At 66.5% G+C, this 17,925-nt stretch carries 15 protein-coding genes; 6 read left to right on the top strand and 9 right to left on the bottom strand.

The genetic code is table 11. The features are described 5' to 3' along the window. Positions 1-45: 45 nt before the first annotated feature. From HHL27_RS11450 to tyrS, 4 genes are all read right to left on the bottom strand, one after another. Positions 46-1,329, bottom strand: coding sequence for an MFS transporter (locus HHL27_RS11450; protein ID WP_169493662.1), 1,284 nt, complete (start codon positions 1,327-1,329; stop codon positions 46-48). Positions 1,330-2,375: 1,046 nt separating this feature from the next. Further along, a complete protein-coding gene (locus HHL27_RS11445; protein WP_240959693.1) occupies positions 2,376-4,547 on the bottom strand; it encodes a TonB-dependent receptor in 2,172 nt (723 codons plus the stop codon). A 136-nt stretch (positions 4,548-4,683) separates the two neighbouring features. Continuing rightward, a complete protein-coding gene (locus tag HHL27_RS11440) occupies positions 4,684-5,022 on the bottom strand; it encodes a PilZ domain-containing protein (RefSeq protein ID WP_169493528.1) in 339 nt (112 codons plus the stop codon). Between the two features lie 119 nt (positions 5,023-5,141). Then, positions 5,142-6,371 carry a tyrosine--tRNA ligase gene (gene tyrS, locus HHL27_RS11435; RefSeq protein WP_169493527.1) on the bottom strand — a complete coding sequence of 410 codons (1,230 nt, stop codon included), beginning with the start codon at positions 6,369-6,371 and terminating at the stop codon, positions 5,142-5,144. Between the two features lie 259 nt (positions 6,372-6,630). Between tyrS and HHL27_RS11430 the strand changes: the two genes are divergently transcribed. The 4 genes from HHL27_RS11430 to HHL27_RS11415 all read left to right on the top strand — a co-directional run bounded on the left by HHL27_RS11430 (position 6,631) and on the right by HHL27_RS11415 (position 10,648). Beyond that, the gene (locus HHL27_RS11430) at positions 6,631-7,017 is read left to right on the top strand and encodes a GIY-YIG nuclease family protein (protein WP_169493526.1); all 387 of its coding nucleotides are present in this window, start codon (positions 6,631-6,633) and stop codon (positions 7,015-7,017) included. 170 nt (positions 7,018-7,187) lie between these two features. Continuing rightward, positions 7,188-7,718: a DOMON-like domain-containing protein gene (locus HHL27_RS11425; RefSeq protein WP_169493525.1), complete on the top strand. Its 531-nt coding sequence runs from the start codon at positions 7,188-7,190 to the stop codon at positions 7,716-7,718. Beyond that, positions 7,715-8,917: an exo-beta-N-acetylmuramidase NamZ family protein gene (locus HHL27_RS11420; RefSeq protein WP_169493524.1), complete on the top strand. Its 1,203-nt coding sequence runs from the start codon at positions 7,715-7,717 to the stop codon at positions 8,915-8,917. The genes HHL27_RS11425 and HHL27_RS11420 overlap by 4 nt, the downstream gene beginning before the upstream one ends. Before the next feature lie 81 nt (positions 8,918-8,998). Beyond that, entirely contained in the window at positions 8,999-10,648 is a 1,650-nt protein-coding gene (locus tag HHL27_RS11415; RefSeq protein ID WP_169493523.1) for a family 43 glycosylhydrolase, read from the top strand. 296 nt (positions 10,649-10,944) lie between these two features. On the opposite strand, the gene HHL27_RS11410 is transcribed toward HHL27_RS11415, so the two are convergent. Genes HHL27_RS11410 through HHL27_RS11400 form a run of 3 tightly spaced genes read right to left on the bottom strand, consistent with a single transcriptional unit; the run spans position 10,945 to position 13,477 of the window. After that, complete coding sequence (locus HHL27_RS11410) at positions 10,945-12,126, bottom strand: vWA domain-containing protein (RefSeq protein WP_169493522.1); 1,182 nt, start codon at positions 12,124-12,126, stop codon at positions 10,945-10,947. 4 nt (positions 12,127-12,130) lie between these two features. Further along, a complete protein-coding gene (locus HHL27_RS11405) occupies positions 12,131-12,595 on the bottom strand; it encodes a GFA family protein (RefSeq protein WP_169493521.1) in 465 nt (154 codons plus the stop codon). Positions 12,596-12,634: 39 nt separating this feature from the next. Beyond that, positions 12,635-13,477 (bottom strand): AAA family ATPase, encoded by an 843-nt coding sequence (locus HHL27_RS11400; protein ID WP_169493520.1) that lies wholly within the window; start codon positions 13,475-13,477, stop codon positions 12,635-12,637. Between the two features lie 147 nt (positions 13,478-13,624). Between HHL27_RS11400 and HHL27_RS11395 the strand changes: the two genes are divergently transcribed. Further along, positions 13,625-14,419: a hypothetical protein gene (locus HHL27_RS11395; RefSeq protein ID WP_169493519.1), complete on the top strand. Its 795-nt coding sequence runs from the start codon at positions 13,625-13,627 to the stop codon at positions 14,417-14,419. Here HHL27_RS11395 and HHL27_RS11390 read toward each other — a convergent pair. After that, positions 14,416-15,495: an acyltransferase family protein gene (locus tag HHL27_RS11390; protein ID WP_169493518.1), complete on the bottom strand. Its 1,080-nt coding sequence runs from the start codon at positions 15,493-15,495 to the stop codon at positions 14,416-14,418. The two genes, HHL27_RS11395 and HHL27_RS11390, sit on opposite strands and share 4 nt — an antisense overlap. Positions 15,496-15,615: 120 nt before the next feature. On the opposite strand from HHL27_RS11390, the gene HHL27_RS11385 reads away from it, so the two are divergent. After that, positions 15,616-15,855, top strand: coding sequence for a hypothetical protein (locus tag HHL27_RS11385; protein WP_169493517.1), 240 nt, complete (start codon positions 15,616-15,618; stop codon positions 15,853-15,855). 25 nt (positions 15,856-15,880) lie between these two features. Here HHL27_RS11385 and parE read toward each other — a convergent pair whose 3' ends face one another. Next, the gene (gene parE / locus HHL27_RS11380; protein ID WP_169493516.1) at positions 15,881-17,893 is read right to left on the bottom strand and encodes a DNA topoisomerase IV subunit B; all 2,013 of its coding nucleotides are present in this window, start codon (positions 17,891-17,893) and stop codon (positions 15,881-15,883) included. Positions 17,894-17,925 lie beyond the last annotated feature (32 nt).

Raw genomic sequence — 17,925 nt, 5'->3', positions numbered from 1 at the left:
ATGCTCCCAGGTGTTGAGCGTTGAATGTGTGTTGCGGTTGAAACGTCAGGTGTACTTCGCCGCGAACGTCCGGGCCCGGCGCAGTTCCGGGAACCAGAAGGCCCACAGCACGGTAACGACTATCGCACCCACCCCGCCGAACACAACCGCTCCGGTTGCGCCAAGCAGGGCGGCGGCCACGCCGGACTGCATTTCGCCCAGCTCGTTCGAGGCCGAGATGGCAAGGCCCGAGATCGACGAGACGCGCCCGCGCACGCCGTCGGGGGTGTGCAGCTGTACCAGCGTGTTGCGGATGAACACCGAAACCATGTCGCTCGCGCCGATCAGCGCCAGGAACACCAGCGACAGCGCGAAATTGCGAGACAGGGCAAAGCCGATGGTGGCCGCGCCGAACGCGATCACCGCGAGCAGCATCTTGTTGCCGACTTCCTGCTCGATCGGGCGGCGCGAAAGGAACGTCGCCACCAGCGCCGCGCCAAGGCCCGGCATCGCGCGCATGAAGCCCAGGCCATACGAGCCGACCGCGTGCCCGTCGATCGTCAGGATATCGCGCGCGAACACCGGCAGCAGCGCGGTCGCCCCGCCCAGCAATACGGCGAACAGGTCGAGCGTGATGCAGCCCAGCAGGAAGCGCTCGTTCCACACGAACGACAGTCCTTCGCGGATCTGCTTGATCGGATGGACGTTGCGGTTGTCCTCCTTGGGGGGCAGCGGGCGGATGCCGAAGATGCGCACCGCACCCACCGCCAGCAGCACGGTCGAAACCGCATAGGGCGCCGGGGCATAGGCCGCGAACATCAGGCCGGCGAGGGCCGGGCCGCCCAGCGAACCGATCTGCCACGCCATCGCGTTGATCGCGACGGCGCGCGGCAGCAGCGCCGGCGGCACCACGTTGGGCGCGATCGAGGACAGCGCCGGCCCCAGGAACACGCGCGCCGTGCCGTGCAGCGCGCCAAGGCCGAACAGCAGCGGCAGGTTCAGCACCTGCAGCCACGTCGCCAGCGTCAGCACCAGCGCCACCACCGTGTCGATCAGCATCGAACACGTCACCACCAGCCGCCGGTCGAACCGGTCGGCCACCACGCCCGCGACCGGGGTCAGCAGGAACAGCGGCAGGAACTGCACGAGCCCCAGAAGGCCGAGCTGGAACGAAGCCTTGCCGATGCTCATGCCATAGGCGCCGCGCGCCACGTCGTAGAGCTGGTAGCCCAGGATCACCACCATGCCGGTGGTGGCAAAGGCAGAGGCCAGCCGCGCCGTCCAGAAGCGGCGGTAATCCGGGATCTGCAGCGGGGATGTGGGTTCAGGGGTAGGGGCAGTGTCTGACACCGCCTTCAAGTGGCAGCGCGCAAGGCGCTTGCCAAGCAACGAAAACTAATGAGCCGCGTAAATCGAGACATAAGTCGCCAGCGGTTTACCTTGGGCACGCCTTCTTATCCGGCGGCGAGCCCGGACGATAACGCCGTTGGGAAGTGTACGGACCTGCGCGACCGGCGCGGGCGCCATGCGTGGCGCGTGCGCGTGGAGGGCAAGAGGAACGCTGTGGCGAGTGGCCGGCGGGGCGTTGGCTATCCCGGATCGGCTCAGCCTGTAGTCGGACGGGGGCTCGAAACCCGGGCGGCGGCTCGCAAGGCGGCCCGGTCCGTAGCGATAAGTCCCGCGAGGATAAGTTCCGGGATTGGTCGCGGCCCCATGAAGGGGCCGGACCGGACTGGAACCGGACTCGCAAGGGAGCGCTGCCACGCGGTTGAACCACCGCACCACATCCGCCCGTCCGTTGCAGTGGCGTTGGGTTGCCCTGAGGGACTTGGGGCTTAACGCCCTCGCTGACCGGCAGAGCCGGCCTCCCGCAGCGCCGACCCGCGCCGGTCGCGTCGGGCCTTTCCCCACGTGGAGATTGGCCCGAAGGAGCGAAGAGCAAGCCGGCCATGCCGCTCCCGGTCCGTGGGGGTGGCGTATAACCTATATGGTACGTTTTGTCAAGTTTGGTGGGGGAAGGCCAGAGAACAGAGCAGATGCGAGGGGGTCACCCCCTCGCGCTCCCGGGACGTCTTCCGGCGCTGGTCAAGCGCTTTGGGGAGGTGCTGCGTGCTGTCTCGCTGTTGCGCTTGGGAGAACAAGGGCGGCCCTTCGACAGGCTCAGGGCAGGCGGTGTGGGGGTGTGGGGTGAGTTTGCCTTCTGGAGTCGTCATGCCAGCGTAGGCTGGCATCGCTCTCGGTTTGCGGAACGGTTGGGAGGCGCTTGCTGGCCAGCGATCCCAGCCTTCGCTGGGATGACGCTATGGTGCGGGCGGAGGTGGGCGCCACGCCTTACCCCCGCCCATCCTGAGCTTGTCGATGGATCGCCCTTTTCTTCCGAGCGCGCGAAATGCTCGTCAGATCTTCAGCGACACCGTGATCCGCACGTCGCGCCCGGCAATCGGCACGAAGTCGCGGGTTTCGGAAGTGGCGAGGCGGCCCGAGACGTCGAGCAGGTTGTCGCCCGACAGGATCAGCGACAGCGGGCCGTCCTTGCCCTTGGGGCGCCAGGTCAGGCTGGCGTTGACCAGCGTGAAGCCGCCCACCGGGTTCTCGTTCGCGGCCACGCGGTTCTGCGCGGCGTTGCGCACCACTTCGGCCCGCGCGTCGAACATGTCGGAATCGAACTCGATGCCGCCACGCACCCGCAACGGTGGAATGCGCGGTGCGGCGCCAAGGCCGGTCAGGCTGGCGTGGACGTAATCGACGCTGCCATCGATGCTGACCGAACTGCCATTGTCCCACTGCAGCGCCTTGGCCGATGCTTCGGCCTCGATGCCGCGGAACTTCGCCGGCACCTGCGTGAACTGGTAGACCGGGTAGCCTTCGATCAGCTCGCCGGTGGGCAGCGGCGCGATGTAGTCCTTGAAATCGGTGGCATAGGCGGTGACCGCCGCGGCGAAGCGTTCGCCGTGGAAGCGTGCGCCGGCTTCGACCGTGTTCGAACGCTCCTTGCGGAAGCCGGGGTTGCCGCGCTCGTAGGACTGCGTCGCATCGTGGATGCCGTCGATGTACAGCTCTTCCGATGTCGGCGCGCGTTCGCCGTGCGCCGCCGAAAGGCTGAGCGTCAGGCTTTCGACCGGATGCCAGGCAAGGCCGATGCCGCCCGAATACTGGTTGAAGCTGCTGCGCTGCGTCCCGTCGATCGTGGCGACGGCGGTGTGCTCGTAGCGCGCGGTGCCTTCCAGATCGACCGTGCCGAGCTTCAGTTGCTGGCGCGTGAAGGCGGCGAAGCGATCGGTATTGGTGTCGGGGATAAGCCGCTCGTCGCCGACCACGGTCAGCTTGCGGGTTGAAACCTGCACGCCGCTCTGGCCGCTCCAGGCGCCGTGCCTTGCCTGCACCAGGTCGAGCCGGCTTTCGATCGCCTTGTTAAAGAAGCGCGTTGCGGGGACGCCCGCGTCCAGTTCGGCGTGGGTGTAATCGCCATAAGCCGCGCGCAGGTCGATCCGGTCGAGGAAGCCGGTGGCGTTGAGGCTGGCGCGCAGGTCATAGCGCGTCTGGCGCAGCGACAGCGAGACGGGGTCGGAATCGCCCACCGCCGGGCGCGGCGGAATGCCGTAGTCGCTGGCAAGGCGCTGCACCGAAATGCCGATGCTGCCGCCATCGTCGATGAAGGCCAGGCCCCCGCCGAAGGTATAGCCCTTGGCCCACGAATTGCTCAGCCGGCCGCGCTGGTTGGCCTGCGTCGTCAGCTGGTCCGCCCCGGCCTGATCGCCATCGGCGGCAAGGTCTGCTGCAGAGGCCAGCGTCTGCGCGCGCAGCTGCGGCGACAGCGCATAGCCGCCGATGCGCAGGTCGCCCGCGTGGTTGTAGCTGCCATCGACATGCGCCACGAGGCGCGGCGCGATGACAACGTCCGCCGCGGCGCCCAGGTTCACCGCATCGGCCGCGGTGCCATAGGAGCCGAGCGCCGTGAGCGAGATCGTCTTGTCGGGCACGCTGCGCGGAATGCGCTTGTCGATCGCGTTGACCGCGCCGCCGGCGGGATCGCTCGCATAAAGCAGCACGGCGGGGCCGTGGAGCACGTCGATGTGGTCGACGTTCAGCGTATCGAGCGCGACGCCGTGGTCGGCCGAAACCGATGCCGCGTCGAGCGAGCCGATGCCGTCGGTCAGCACCTGCACGCGCGGGCCGTCGAAGCCGCGCAGCACCGGACGGCTGGCGCCGGGGGCAAAGCCGCTGGTCGAAACGCCGGGCAGCTTGGCCAGCATCGTGCCGATCTGCGGCGCGACGTTGCGGGCCAAGGCATCGCCGGTCAGCACCACCGGGGCCGAGATCGTGTCGCGATCGCCGCTTATCAGGCGGCCCGACACGATGATCGGCGGGTGGCCGGCATCGTCGGGCGTGGCCGGATCGGCGTGCGCTTCGGTATCGCCGCTGGTCGGGGCGGGGGCAGGCGCGTCCGCCTCGGCGGCGAGCGCCGGCGTCACGCCGAACAGACCGCCGGCGGCAAATCCCGCAAGCAGCGCGCTGCGCAGCGTCTGGGAGGGGGCGGAGCGACGGGGAAGGGGGGAGAGAGCGTTCAAGGTTGCAACCCGCTGTTTGTTTCTGCGGATGCTGCTTAGCGTGATGATATAATATATCAACACCTGATCGACGAACCGCGCAACAAGGGCATTCCTGCCCCTGCCGCGCGGCGCGTCGTCTTCAGGTCCTGTTCCGTCAGCGGCTCTGGCGCAGCCTGGGATTGGGCTGCAACGCCTTGATCAGCTTGATGAAATCGTCCTGCCGGACGATTCGCTCGAACTGGAAACCGGCGCGTTCGCCGTCGTTCCACACCAGGAACGCCTCGATCCGCCCGATCACTTGCAGGCGAATGGTGACGCGTTCGCCGCGCCCCAGTTCGATCGCGCCGCTGGTCATGAAGCCCGTCGACGAGATGTTGACGATCGTCAGCATCACATCGCCGAGCTGCCGGTGCTCGCCGATCACGGGCAGGTTCACCGGATGCCGCGCGGCGCGGCGCTGGTCGGTGACGGAAAGCTGAGCTCCTCCGGACATCTTTCCTCCTTGCCGGTGTCAGTTGATCAGCAAGGTTTTGATCCGGATTGGCTTATATTTCGTAAAGGGGTCGGCACGTTTAAGCCGGTCCGTTGCCGGGGTACGGCAGAATTCTTCCGTTAACGGCTGCGCAGCACCCCGTGCTTCTTCTTTCCGGACGAAATGCGAATTTCGTTTTCGCCCATGACGATGCGATGCGAATCATCGGTCACCGCAATCCCGTCGACGCGCGCGCCGCCGCCGGCCACCAGCCGCTTGGCTTCGCCCCGGCTGCCGGCAAAGCCCAGCCCGACCAGCGCATCGACAATGGATACATCTGCATCCGAAACGACCAGGCTTGGCAAGTCCTCGCCCAGGCCCCCGCCGGCAAAGGTCGCCGCCGCGGTGGCTTCGGCCGCCCTGGCCGCTTCTTCGCCGCGCACCAGCCGCGTCACTTCGTTCGCCAGCACCACCTTGGCGGCGTTGATCTCGCTGCCCTCAAGCGCTTCCAGCCGGGCGATCTCGTCGAGCGGCAGGTCGGTGAACAAGCGCAGGAACTTGCCCACGTCGCGGTCATCGGCATTGCGCCAGTACTGCCAGAAGTCCCAGGCGGGCAGGGCATCTTCGTTGAGCCACACCGCACCGGCGGCGGTCTTGCCCATCTTCTTGCCATCGGCGGTGGTCAGCAGCGGCGTGGTCAGGCCGAACACTTCCTTGCCATCCTTGCGGCGGGTCAGTTCGATGCCGTTGACGATGTTGCCCCACTGGTCGGAGCCGCCCATCTGCAGCCGCACGTCCATCGCCTTGTTCAGGTGGCGGAAGTCGTACCCCTGCAGGATCATGTAGTTGAATTCGAGGAACGTCATCGGCTGTTCGCGATCGAGCCGCAGCTTGACCGAATCGAACGTCAGCATCCGGTTGACGGTGAAGTGCGTGCCGACTTCCTGCAGCAGCTCGATGTAACCCAGCTTGCCCAGCCAGTCGTGGTTGTTGACCATGACGGCGTCGGTCGGCCCCTCGCCGAAAGTCAGCAGCTTTTCGAATACCCGCTTGATCGAGGCGATGTTGTCCTCGATCGTCTGGTCCGACAGCATCTTGCGGCTTTCGTCGCGCCCGGTCGGATCGCCGATCCGCGTGGTGCCGCCACCCATCAGCACCACCGGCTTGTGCCCGGCCTGCTGCAGGCGGCGCAGCATCATGATCTGCACGAGCGAGCCCACGTGCAGCGATGGCGCGGTGGCGTCGAAGCCGATATAGCCCGGAACCACGCCCGCGCTCGCCAGCTTGTCGAGCCCTTCGGCATCGGTCAGCTGGTGGATGTAGCCACGCTCTTCGAGCAGGCGGAGCAGGGTCGACTGGTATTGGGTCATCGCGGCCTTCTTTCTGGTGGCGGCGCGCCTAGCACGGCTGCTGCGCGAAATGAACCCGGCGGCGGGACTTCGGCTGATGCCTTGGCGGAAAGTGAAGTTCGGTGCTTCGACAGGCTCAGCACGGGCGGGGTAGGGCAAGCGTTGCGGGGGAGTGGTTGACGTTTCGACAGGCGCGTTATGGCTTGGGAGGGGAACCGGTCCGTCAATATCCGTCTGCCCTGAGCTTGTCGAAGGGCTGCCCTTTTCCTAGCGTGCGGGCATGGGGTTCTGGGCCTACATGCTCCACTGCCGGGGCGGCGCGTTCTATGTCGGGCAGACCGACGATCTCGAGCGCCGCATCGCAGAGCACACCAGCGGTGCGATCCCCGGGTTTACGCGCGACCACTTGCCGGTCGACCTGGTCTGGTCCGAGCAATTCTCAACGCGCGACGAGGCGAAGGCCGCCGAACGGCAGATCAAGGGCTGGTCGCGGGCGAAGAAGCTTGCGCTGATCCGCGGGGATTGGGTGCGGATTTCAGACCTCGCGAAGAACAAGGGCAGTGCTTCGACAAGCTCAGCACGGACGGGGGAAGGGGCAGGCCGTGCGTGGGGCGCCCCGAAGAAGGACGGTGCTTCGACAAGCTCAGCACGGACGGAGGAGGGATAGCGTTGGGTTGTGGCGGAGTAGCACGGACGGAGGGGGGGTCGCGTTGGGTTGTGTCGGATTAGCACAGAGGGGGAAGGGATGACTGTTCTCCCAGACACCGCCCGCCCTGAGCTTGTCGAAGGGCCGTCCTTCCCCCTTCCGTCCTTCCCCTGCGCCACGGAGCCCTTGCCATGCTGATCCACCACCCGGCACGCCCCCCGCTGCAGGTCACGGCGGTTTCCGCGCGGATCATCGGGTTCGATGCCAACTGGCTCAGCATTCGCTGGCGCGTCGATGGCACCGCCGCGCTGGTCGTGCCGCCGTTCGCGGGCAAGCGCCGCGCCGACGGGCTGTGGCAGGCGACCTGCTTCGAACTGTTCGTGCAAGGGGCCGATGCCCCGGCCTATGCCGAATTCAACTTCAGCCCGTCCGAGCGCTGGGCCGCCTATTCCTTTGCCGACGTGCGCGCCGGCATGGCCGATCGGCCGGTGGCGCCCCAGCCGACGTGCACCCCGCGCCGGGGGCAGAACGTGCTGATCTTCGATGCCGTGCTGCCGGCAAGCGCGCTGCCGCCGCTGCCGGCGCGCTATGGCCTGACCGCGGTGATCGAGGAGGAGGGCGGTCACAAGTCCTACTGGGCGATGGCCCACGGAGGCGAGGCGCCCGACTTCCACGACCCGGCTTGCTTCCACGGCCACCTTACGGCACCCAGCGGCCCATGAAGTTCGGTATCGATCGCCTGCTGGCGGACCCCACCTTGCGCGCCCCGCTCGCCGGCCGCCGCATCGCGCTTGTCGCGCATCCCGCTTCGGTCACCGAAGACCTGGTCCATTCGCTCGATGCGCTGGCCGGCCTGCCCGACGTGAACCTGACCGCCGCCTTCGGCCCGCAGCACGGGCTGAAGGGGGACAAGCAGGACAACATGGTCGAAACCGCCGACGAGCTCGATCCCGTCTACGGCATCCCGGTGTTCAGCCTTTATGGCGAAGTCCGCCGCCCCACCGCGCGGATGATGGACAGCGCCGACGTCTTCCTGTTCGATCTGCAGGACCTGGGCTGCCGCATCTACACCTTCGTCACCACGCTGCTCTACCTGCTCGAAGCCGCATCAGGCACGGGCAAGGCGGTCTGGGTGCTCGATCGGCCCAATCCTGCCGGCCGCCCCGTCGAAGGCACCACGCTGCTGCCCGGCTGGGAAAGCTTCGTGGGCGCCGGGCCCATGCCGATGCGCCACGGGCTGACGCTGGGTGAGATGGGCCACTGGTTCGTCGATCACTTCAAGCTCGATGTCGATTACCGCGTGATCGCGATGGAGGGCTGGCAGCCCGAAAGCGGCCCCGGTTTCGGCTGGCCCGAAAGCCGCATCTGGGTCAACCCGTCGCCCAACGCCGCCAGCCTCAACATGGCGCGCGCCTATGCCGGCACGGTGATGATCGAAGGCGCGACCGTTTCGGAAGGGCGAGGCACCACCCGCCCGCTCGAAGTGCTGTTCGGCGCGCCCGATATCGACGCCAAGGCCGTGCTGGCCGAGATGCGCACGTTCGCCCCGCAGTGGATGGAAGGCGCCGCGATCCGCGAATGCTGGTTCGAGCCCACCTTCCACAAGCACGCGAAGTCGCTGTGCAGTGCGCTGATGGTCCATGCCGAGGGCCGCTTCTATGACCACCACGCCTTCCGCCCGTGGCGGTTCCAGGCGCTGGCGTTCAAGGCGATCCGGCGGCTCTATCCGGACTACCCGCTGTGGCGCGATTTCCCGTACGAGTACGTGTTCGACAAGCTCGCCATCGACGTGATCAACGGCGGCCCCGCCTTGCGGGAATGGGTCGACAACCCTGCCACCACCGCCGCCGACCTCGACGCGATCGCCACGCCCGACGAAGCGGCGTGGATCGAGGCGCGTCGGCCGCATCTGCTTTATTGAGGCGGCAAGGCCCCGCCAAACGTCTTGCCTGCACACGCTCCCTAAATTAGAGCAAACATTCTAATAATCGGGAGAAGTTGCATGGAATCGCGCCGATCGGCCCTCAAGCTGACTGCCTTGGGAGCCTTGGCAGCAGGCGGTAGCGCCACTGCGCGCACGCTGCCCAGGGCGACGGTCCCGGCGGCCCGGTGCGCGACCGCAACCGACGCCGCGCCGCAATGGCGCCGTGGCATCGAAGGCCAGCGGATTGCCGATCTGGGCGATGGGCGCTTCCTCAATCCCGTGCTGTCGGGCGACTATCCCGATCCGTCCGTGCTCAAGGACGGCGACGATTATTACATGACGCATTCGTCGTTCGATTCCGCGCCCGGCCTGCTCATCTGGCATTCGCGCGATCTGGTGAACTGGCGCCCGCTCGGCCCGGCACTGGCCAAGCCGCTGGGCACCGTCTTCGCGGTCGATATCGCGAAGCACGACGGGCGCTATTTTATCTACATTCCCTTCATGAAGGCGCCCTGGTCGCCCGACCTGCCAAGCTTTGCCAACACCTATGTCATCCACGCGCCGTCGATGGCGGGGCCGTGGAGCGATCCCATCGACCTGAAGATCGGCGGCCTGATCGATCCCGGCCATGTCGTGGGCGAAGACGGCCATCGCTACCTGTTCTTCAACGACGGCAAGCGCGTGCGCCTGACCCCCGATGGCCTCGCCACGGCGGGCCCGGTAGAAGATGCCTACAAGGCGTGGCACTATCCCGACGACTGGATCACCGAAGCCTTTTCGCCAGAGGGGCCCAAGCTGTTCCGGCGGGGCGACTGGTTCTACCTGGTCAACGCCGTGGGCGGCACCAGCGGCCCGCCGACCGGGCACATGATCGTCGCGGCGCGCTCACGCTCGATCCACGGGCCGTGGGAGAACTGCCCGCACAACCCGATCCAGCGCACCCGTTCGCGCGACGAGATGTGGTGGTCGCGCGGCCACGCCACCTGCGTCGAAGGGCCGGGCGGGCAATGGGTGATGGTCTATCACGGCTACGAAGCGGGCTTCACCACGTTGGGGCGGCAGACGCTGGTCGAACCGATCGAATGGACCGCCGATGGCTGGTTCCGCGCGGTCGGCGGCGATCTTTCGCAGCCGCTGCCCAAGCCGAAGGGCGCGGCCGTGCCGCACGGCATGCCGCATTCTGATGATTTCGCGTCTTCGCGCCTCGGCACCTTGTGGAACCTCTACAACAGCGCGCCGGCCGAAGCAGCGCGCGTTGCGATCGGCAATGGCGCACTGGCGCTGCAGGCACGGGGGAAGGGGCCGTCGGACGGCACCGTCGTTACCCAGCAGGTCGGCGATCGCGCCTATGAAGTCACCGTGGAAGTCGAACTCGAAGGCGGGGCGCAGGGTGGCCTGCTGCTGCTGTTCGACGATCGCCTGTTCCTGGGCATGGGCATCGATGGCAGCCGCATGGTCAGCTATCGCGGCGGCAAGGCGTCCTATTGGCCGGAGCCTGCGCCGGCGGTGCGCAAGATGCACATGCGCATCGTCAATCAGGACCAGATCGTCACCATGTACTACAGCCTCGATGGCAAGGCGTGGACGCGGCACGGGGTCAGGAGCGAAGTCTCGGGATACAACGCCAATACCGTCGACAACCTGCTCAGCCTGCGCCCGGCGCTGTTCGCCAGCGGCCCGAATGGCCGCGTCCTGTTCCGCAATTTCCGCTATCGCGCGCTGGCCTGACTGGTTGCGGCGCATGTCCTGAAAATGCCATCCACCCGCGAGGTGGATGGCTGAAGTTGACACATGTCTTGCATATGCAGCATTCGGCGCGCCTGTCCTACAGGTCGGGCGGCCGGTATGCTGCGTCGATGCAAACCTGCTGCGCTCTCGGGAAAGCCCGATATTTCAGTGGCATCGGTCGGATGTCGGCGAAACCCGGCCGGCGTAGACGCGTCCGCCGGGTGCAAGCCCAATTTTTCGCTCAGAAGTCTGTCAACTTCGTCAACTTGGGTGCCGCAGCAGTGGTGCCTGCGCGCTCAGTGCTTCTTGCGCGTCAGTTCCCGCATCGCGCCGTCGAGTCCTTCAAGTGTCAGCGGGAACATCGATCCGTTCATGATGTCCTTGATCATCTTGGTGGACTGCGAATAGGTCCACTGCTTCTCGGGCACCGGGTTCAGCCACACCGTCGCCGGATAGGTTTGCGCCACGCGATGCAGCCAGACGGCACCGGCTTCCTCGTTGAAGTGTTCCACGCTGCCGCCGGGATGGCTGATCTCGTAGGGGCTCATCGCCGCATCGCCCACGAACACGATCTTGTAGTCGTGGCCGTACTTGTGGAGGATGTCCCAGGTCTTGGTCCGTTCCGACCAGCGGCGCTTGTTGTCCTTCCACACGCCTTCGTACAGGCAGTTGTGGAAGTAGAAGAATTCCATGTTCTTGAACTCGGCCGTGGCCGCGCTGAACAGTTCCTCCACCATGCGGATGAACGGGTCCATCGATCCGCCGACGTCGAGGAACAGCAGCAGCTTGACCGCATTCTTGCGCTCGGCGCGCATGCGGATGTCGAGCCAGCCCTGCTTGGCGGTGCCTTCGATCGTGCCTTCGAGGTCCAGCTCGTCCGGGTTGCCTTCGCGGGCGAAGCGGCGCAGCCGGCGCAGCGCCACCTTGATGTTGCGGGTGCCCAGTTCCTTGGTGTTGTCCAGGTTCTGGAATTCGCGCTTTTCCCAGACCTTGATCGCGCGGCCGTGCTTGCTTTCGCCGCCGATGCGCACGCCTTCGGGATTGTAGCCCGAATTGCCGAAGGGCGACGTGCCGCCGGTGCCGATCCACTTGTTGCCGCCCTGGTGGCGCTTTTCCTGCTCCTCCAGCCGCTTCTTCAGCGTGTCCATGATCTCCTCCCAGGAGCCCATGGCCTTGATCTTTTCCATTTCCTCTTCGGTGAGGAACTTCTCGGCGACGGCCTTGAGCCAGTCCTCGGGAATGTCGACCGGGCGCTGGCCGTAATCGGTCAGGATGCCCTTGAACACCTTGTTGAACACCTGATCGAAGCGGTCGAGCAGGCCTTCGTCCTTCACGAAGGTGGCGCGCGAAAGGTAGTAAAACGCCTCGGGCGTCTGCTCGATCACGTCCTTGTCGAGCGCCTCCAGCAGCACGAGGTGCTCCTTGAAGCTGGCGGGAATGCCCGCCGCGCGCAGTTCGTCGACGAAGTTGAAGAACATCGGTTCAGGTCCCTGAAGGGGGAGTGGAGGGCGCGGCGGACGGTTGGGCAGGTGGCTGAGCAGGCGGCTGCTGGGGCCAGCTTTCGCGCGCCGGATCGATCTGCGCCCAGGCGGGGGCATCGTCGGTCCAGATCACGACTTCGGGTTCCAGCCCGTGCCCCGCATCCAGCGCGCCGAAGCGCACGGTCTTGAGATGCGGGCGGGCCGAACTCTGGCCATAGATCTGCGTGCCGCAGGCCGGGCAGAAGTGGAAGGTCAGCGTGTTGCCGCTTGCCGCCTGCCACCCGCCGCTCGCCAGCGTGCCCTCGATCGCCACGGCCTCGGCCGCGAAGATCGCGTTGTGCGTCGGACCGCCGGCGGCGATCTTCTGGCACTGGCGGCACCAGCACTGGCGCGTGGTCATCGGTTCGGCCGAAATCGCCAGCGTGACCGCGCCACAGGCGCAGCGCCCGGAATAGGGTGCGGTCATCGTCTGGCGGCTCCTTCCTCTGGATCAGCCCAACTGGTTTCAGCTCGGGCGGCGGGCCATGAAGGCCAGCTTCTCGAACAGCATGATGTCCTGCTCGTTCTTGAGCAAGGCCCCATGCAGCGGCGGGATCGCCTTGGTCGGATCGCGGTTCTGCAGCACGTCGAGCGGCATGTCCTCGTTCAGCAGCAGCTTGAGCCAGTCGAGCAGTTCGCTGGTCGAGGGCTTCTTCTTCAGCCCCGGCACGTCGCGCACTTCGTAGAACACTTCCATCGCCTTGGTCACCAGCGTCTTCTGGATGCCGGGGAAGTGGACGTCGATGATCGCCTGCATCGTGTCGCGGTCGGGGAACTTGATGTAGTGGAAGAAGCAGCGGCGCAGGAACGCGTCGGGCAGTTCCTTCTCGTTGTTCGAGGTGATCACCACGATCGGGCGTTCCTTGGCCGCGATCCGCTCCTGCGTTTCATAGACATCGAAGCTCATGCGATCGAGCTCCTGCAGCAGGTCGTTCGGGAACTCGATGTCCGCCTTGTCGATCTCGTCGATCAGCAGCACGGGAAGCTGCGGCGCGGTGAACGCTTCCCACAGCTTGCCCTTCTTGATGTAGTTGCGGATGTCGTGGACGCGTTCATCGCCCAGCTGGCCGTCGCGCAGGCGGGCCACCGCGTCGTATTCATAGAGGCCCTGCTGCGCCTTGGTCGTGGACTTGATGTTCCATTCGATCAGCGGCGCGCCGACGGCCTTGGCGATTTCGTGCGCCAGCACGGTCTTGCCGGTGCCGGGCTCGCCCTTGACGAGCAGGGGGCGGCGCAGCAGCACCGCGGCGTTGACCGCCACCTTGAGATCGTCGGTGGCGACATAGTTCTGGGTACCTTCGAAGCGCATCGGCTGTCCCTTGCTCTGTTCTGGTCGGGTGTCTCTGAGTTAATCGGTTGGTTAAACGATAGCAGGCGGTTGGCGGCTGGCAAGACTCTCTTGCGCTTCATGTGCCGTACATTGTCCTGTCAGAATTGAGGGTCTAGGCGGCAGGCAATGAATGTCGAGGCCCAACCGTTTGCCCCTTCGCGCTATGGCGCCTCCAAACGTGACCGGCCGCGCGCCATCGTGCTTGCCGCCGCGGTATGCTTTGCGCTCGCCGCGATCGTGGTGCGGATGGGCGATTACATCGAGTTCGGCGGCGAGGGGAAGGGCCAGCTGACCGCCGTGAACCTCAGCCAGGACAAGGGCGAGGAGAAGAAGGCGGAGCGCGAGCAGCCCGAAAAGAAGAAGGCGGTGGCGCAAAAGCAGCCGGTCCAGCCGCAGCCCGAGCCGGTGCGCCAGGCGGTGAAGATCCCGCCGCGCGTGATCGTGCCCACCGAAAGCCCGACCCTGCCGCCGGGCTTCATCGTGATGAGCCGCAAGGATTTTGCCGCGGCCGACATCGGCAAGATGGCCAAGGCCGCGCCACCGGCGGCGGGCGGCGCGGGCGACAGCGGCAGCGGCGGCGCCTCTGCGGGCGTGGGCGAAGGGCCGGGCGGGGCGGTGCTTTATGCCGCGCAGTGGTACCGCGAACCGCGCGATGCGGAATTGGCGCCCTATCTGCCCGCCGGCCGCGCGCCCGGATCGTGGGCGATGATCGCCTGCCGCACGATCCAGGACTATCATGTCGAGGATTGCCGCGAGCTGGGCGAATCGCCCCCCGGATCGGGCCTGGCGCGCGCGCTGCGCCAGGCCGCGTGGCAATTCCTGGTCCGCCCGCCGCGCGTCGATGGCAAGCCGCAGCTGGGCACCTGGGTGCGCATCCGCTTCGACTTCCGCCAGCCGGCCAAGGACAGCGACGGGCGCTAGGCTTTGAGCCGACGCGACAGCGCGGCGCGCAGCGGTTCGTCCCACAGCCGCAAGCCCGCCCAGCCCAGCGCGATCATCGCGGGCGGAATGACCAGCGCCACTGCGAGCACGGCGCCGGGCTTTGGCTCGGTCAGGATCACCCAGTCGGCGAACTTGTAGATGAACGGGTAGTGCAGGATGTAGAGCGGGTACGACAGCCGCCCCAGCACGCGCGCCGTTGCCAGCGTGCGCGGCCCGACGTCGGAATGCGCGCCGAACAGCACGATCAGCGGGAACAGCACGATGACCATCGCCGCTTCAAGCAAGCCGTTGGCCGTGGCGGCATCGGCCGTGCCGAGGAACGGCAGGGCGAGCGCGCCAGTCATCAGCAGGCCCAGCGGCACGAGGCCGAGGCGCAGCCTGGGCAGCGCGGGGAGCATCCGGTGCAGCCAAAGGCCGAAGATGAACGGGAAGGCCAGCCGGACGAAGGCGTAGGGAAAGGTCTCCCAGCCGAAGCCGAGCGACAGCTTGCCGTGGCTGACCGCGGCCCAGCCCAGCACGATGGCAGCGATTGCCGCCAGGGCCAGCAGCACGCGGTTGCCAAGGTGGCGCAGCACGAGCGCATAGGCGAGGTTGCCGACATATTCCTGGAACAGCGTCCACGTGGGACCATCGAGCGAATGGGTGTCTTCGAAGCGGCCGGGCAGGCCGGGATAGGGAAGGACCAGCAGGGCGAGCGCGATCGTGGTCGCCGCCGCCACCGGCCCGATGTCCCAGCCGGGCCCGCGGAACGGCCCCAGGAAATAGACCGCAGCGCCGATCGCGGTAGCGAGGATCACCAGCGGGTGAAGCCGGATCAGGCGGCGCTTGACGAATTCGCCAAAGCCCATGCCCCGCGCCCAGCGCCGGTCATAGGCGTAGGACACGACGAAGCCCGACAGGCAGAAGAAGAAATCGACCGCCAGCGCGCCATGGGGAAGGATGTTGCGGGCAGGGTCGCCCATCACCGGGATTTCGTTGACGTGAAATACCAGCACCAGCAGCGCTGCGATCCCGCGCAACCCGTCGAGCACTTCGAAGTGCGGTCGTTCCGTCATGTCCTGATTGCCTCCCCCTTATTGGTGACAGCGTGAGACAAATCTCTGCGGCGCGCAAGGGGGAGCCGATGGCAGCGTGATGCGTTCTGAAGCCGGATGGAGAGCAATGGAGCGATCCCCATGGCCAAGACGTTCAAGTTGCCGCGCAAGATCAACGGGTTCCGCCTGCCGAAGAAGGCGCGCAAGCAGGCCAACGCGTTCATTGCCCGCCTTCAGGGCGAAGAGCTTGAGGCGCTGGCCACCGCCGTCCTCGGCGCGATCCTGATCCACTTTGCCGACCGCGCCGCGCGCAATGGCGAGCCCGGTGATCCGCTATCGAAGCGGCTTATCGATGCGGTGGGCAGCCACCTGAAGCATTAGGCGGTGGAGGCCGATCAGGCCCCGATCACGCGTCGATCAGTTCGGGGTCGATCTCGCTGGCGCGGTTCTGGATGAACATGAAGCGCTGCGCGGGATCGCGGCCCATCAGGCGGTCGACCAGGTCCTTCACCGCCGCGCGGCCTTCGTATTCGGGCGGCAGCGTGATGCGGATCAGGCTGCGCGTGGCGGGCGCCATGGTGGTTTCGCGCAACTGCTGCGGGTTCATTTCGCCAAGGCCCTTGAAGCGCCCGACTTCGACCTTCTTGCCCTTGAACTTGGTGCGTTCCAGTTCGGCGCGGTGCGCGTCGTCCTTGGCATAGGCCGACGTGCTGCCGCTGGTCAGGCGATAGAGCGGCGGCTGGGCGAGGTAGAGGTGCCCGCGCCGGACGATCTCGGGCATTTCCTGGAAGAAGAACGTCATCAGCAACGTGGCGATGTGCGCGCCATCGACATCGGCGTCGGTCATGATGATCACGCGGTCGTAGCGCAGCGCATCGGCGTTGCAGTCCTTGCGCATGCCGCAACCCAATGCGAGCGCAAGATCGGCGATCTCGCTGTTGGCGCGGATCTTGTCCGCCGTGGCGCTGGCGACGTTGAGGATCTTGCCGCGGATCGGCAGGATCGCCTGCGTCTTGCGGTCGCGCGCCTGCTTGGCGCTGCCGCCGGCCGAATCCCCTTCGACGATGAACAGCTCGGTTTCGCCATCGCCTTCGCCCGAACAGTCGGTCAGCTTGCCCGGCAGGCGCAGCTTGCGCGCGTTGGTGGCGGTCTTGCGCTTGACCTCTCGCTCCTGCTTGCGGCGCAGGCGTTCGTCCATGCGCTCCATCACCGCGCCGAGCAGCGCCTTGCCGCGTTCGAGGTTGTCGGTGAGGAAGTGGTCGAAGTGATCGCGCACCGCGTTTTCGACCAGCCGCGCGGCTTCGGGGCTGGTCAGGCGGTCCTTGGTCTGGCTCTGGAACTGGGGATCGCGGATGAACACCGACAGCATGATCTCGCTGCCGGTGATCATGTCTTCAGGCGCGATGTCCTTGGCCTTCTTCTGGCCGACGAGTTCGCCAAAGGCGCGGATGCCCTTGGTCAGCGCGGCGCGCAGGCCCTGCTCGTGCGTGCCGCCATCGGGCGTGGGGATGGTGTTGCAGTACCAGCTATACGATCCGTCGGACCACAGCGGCCAGGCGATGGCCCATTCGACGCGGCCCATCTCCTCGCCGCCGGGGCCAGCCGGGAAATCCTGCCGTCCAGAGAAGGGCAGCGTGGTGACGCATTCGCGGCCCGAAACCTGTTCAGCGAGGTGATCGGCAAGGCCGCCGGGAAACTGGAACACCGCTTCGGCCGGCACATCGTCGCTGGCGAGGCTGGCCGCGCACTTCCAGCGGATTTCGACGCCGGCGAAGAGATAGGCCTTGGACCGCACGAGGCGGAACAGGCGCGCGGGCTTGAACTTCGCATCCTCGCCAAAGATTTCGGCATCGGGCACGAACGTCACCTGCGTGCCGCGCCGGTTGGGGGCATTGCCGATGCGCTGCAGCGGGCCGGTGGGCAGGCCCCGGCTGAACTCCTGCGCGTAAAGCTCCTTGTTGCGGGCTACCTCGATCCGGGTGAGCGTGGACAGCGCGTTGACCACGCTGACGCCCACACCGTGCAGGCCGCCACTGGTGGCATAGGCCTTGCCCGAGAACTTGCCGCCCGAATGGAGCGTGGTGAGGATCACTTCGAGCGCCGACTTGCCCGGATACTTGGGATGTTCGTCGACCGGGATGCCGCGCCCGTTGTCGCTGATCGTCAGGCGGCCGGCGCTGCCCGGAGCTTCTTCCAGCGTGACTTCGATGCGGTTGGCATGGCCCGCCACCGCTTCGTCCATCGCGTTGTCGAGCACTTCGGCGGCGAGGTGGTGCAGCGCGCGTTCGTCCGTGCCGCCGATGTACATGCCCGGTCGGCGACGGACCGGTTCGAGCCCTTCGAGCACCTCGATCGCGGAACCGTCGTAGCTTTCGGAAGGGGTGCTGGCGGGCAGCTTGTCGAACAGGTCATCGGACATGCGAACGTGTATAGAACACGCGCGAATCCGCA

The sequence above is a fragment of the Novosphingobium olei genome (assembly GCF_012927405.1).
Classification (GTDB): domain Bacteria; phylum Pseudomonadota; class Alphaproteobacteria; order Sphingomonadales; family Sphingomonadaceae; genus Novosphingobium; species Novosphingobium olei.
This window is presented reverse-complemented; position numbering and strand designations above follow the sequence as displayed.

Bases quoted from the DNA above. Each gene is read 5' to 3' on its own strand.
- HHL27_RS11440 (WP_169493528.1), bottom strand. From the start codon at position 5,022: ATGTCCGGAGGAGCTCAGCTTTCCGTCACCGACCAGCGCCGCGCCGCG.
- tyrS (WP_169493527.1), bottom strand. From the start codon at position 6,371: ATGACCCAATACCAGTCGACCCTGCTCCGCCTGCTCGAAGAGCGTGGC.
- HHL27_RS11430 (WP_169493526.1), top strand. From the start codon at position 6,631: ATGGGGTTCTGGGCCTACATGCTCCACTGCCGGGGCGGCGCGTTCTAT.
- HHL27_RS11425 (WP_169493525.1), top strand. From the start codon at position 7,188: ATGCTGATCCACCACCCGGCACGCCCCCCGCTGCAGGTCACGGCGGTT.
- HHL27_RS11420 (WP_169493524.1), top strand. From the start codon at position 7,715: ATGAAGTTCGGTATCGATCGCCTGCTGGCGGACCCCACCTTGCGCGCC.
- HHL27_RS11415 (WP_169493523.1), top strand. From the start codon at position 8,999: ATGGAATCGCGCCGATCGGCCCTCAAGCTGACTGCCTTGGGAGCCTTG.
- HHL27_RS11410 (WP_169493522.1), bottom strand. From the start codon at position 12,126: ATGTTCTTCAACTTCGTCGACGAACTGCGCGCGGCGGGCATTCCCGCC.
- HHL27_RS11405 (WP_169493521.1), bottom strand. From the start codon at position 12,595: ATGACCGCACCCTATTCCGGGCGCTGCGCCTGTGGCGCGGTCACGCTG.
- HHL27_RS11400 (WP_169493520.1), bottom strand. From the start codon at position 13,477: ATGCGCTTCGAAGGTACCCAGAACTATGTCGCCACCGACGATCTCAAG.
- HHL27_RS11395 (WP_169493519.1), top strand. From the start codon at position 13,625: ATGAATGTCGAGGCCCAACCGTTTGCCCCTTCGCGCTATGGCGCCTCC.
- HHL27_RS11390 (WP_169493518.1), bottom strand. From the start codon at position 15,495: ATGACGGAACGACCGCACTTCGAAGTGCTCGACGGGTTGCGCGGGATC.
- HHL27_RS11385 (WP_169493517.1), top strand. From the start codon at position 15,616: ATGGCCAAGACGTTCAAGTTGCCGCGCAAGATCAACGGGTTCCGCCTG.
- parE (WP_169493516.1), bottom strand. From the start codon at position 17,893: ATGTCCGATGACCTGTTCGACAAGCTGCCCGCCAGCACCCCTTCCGAA.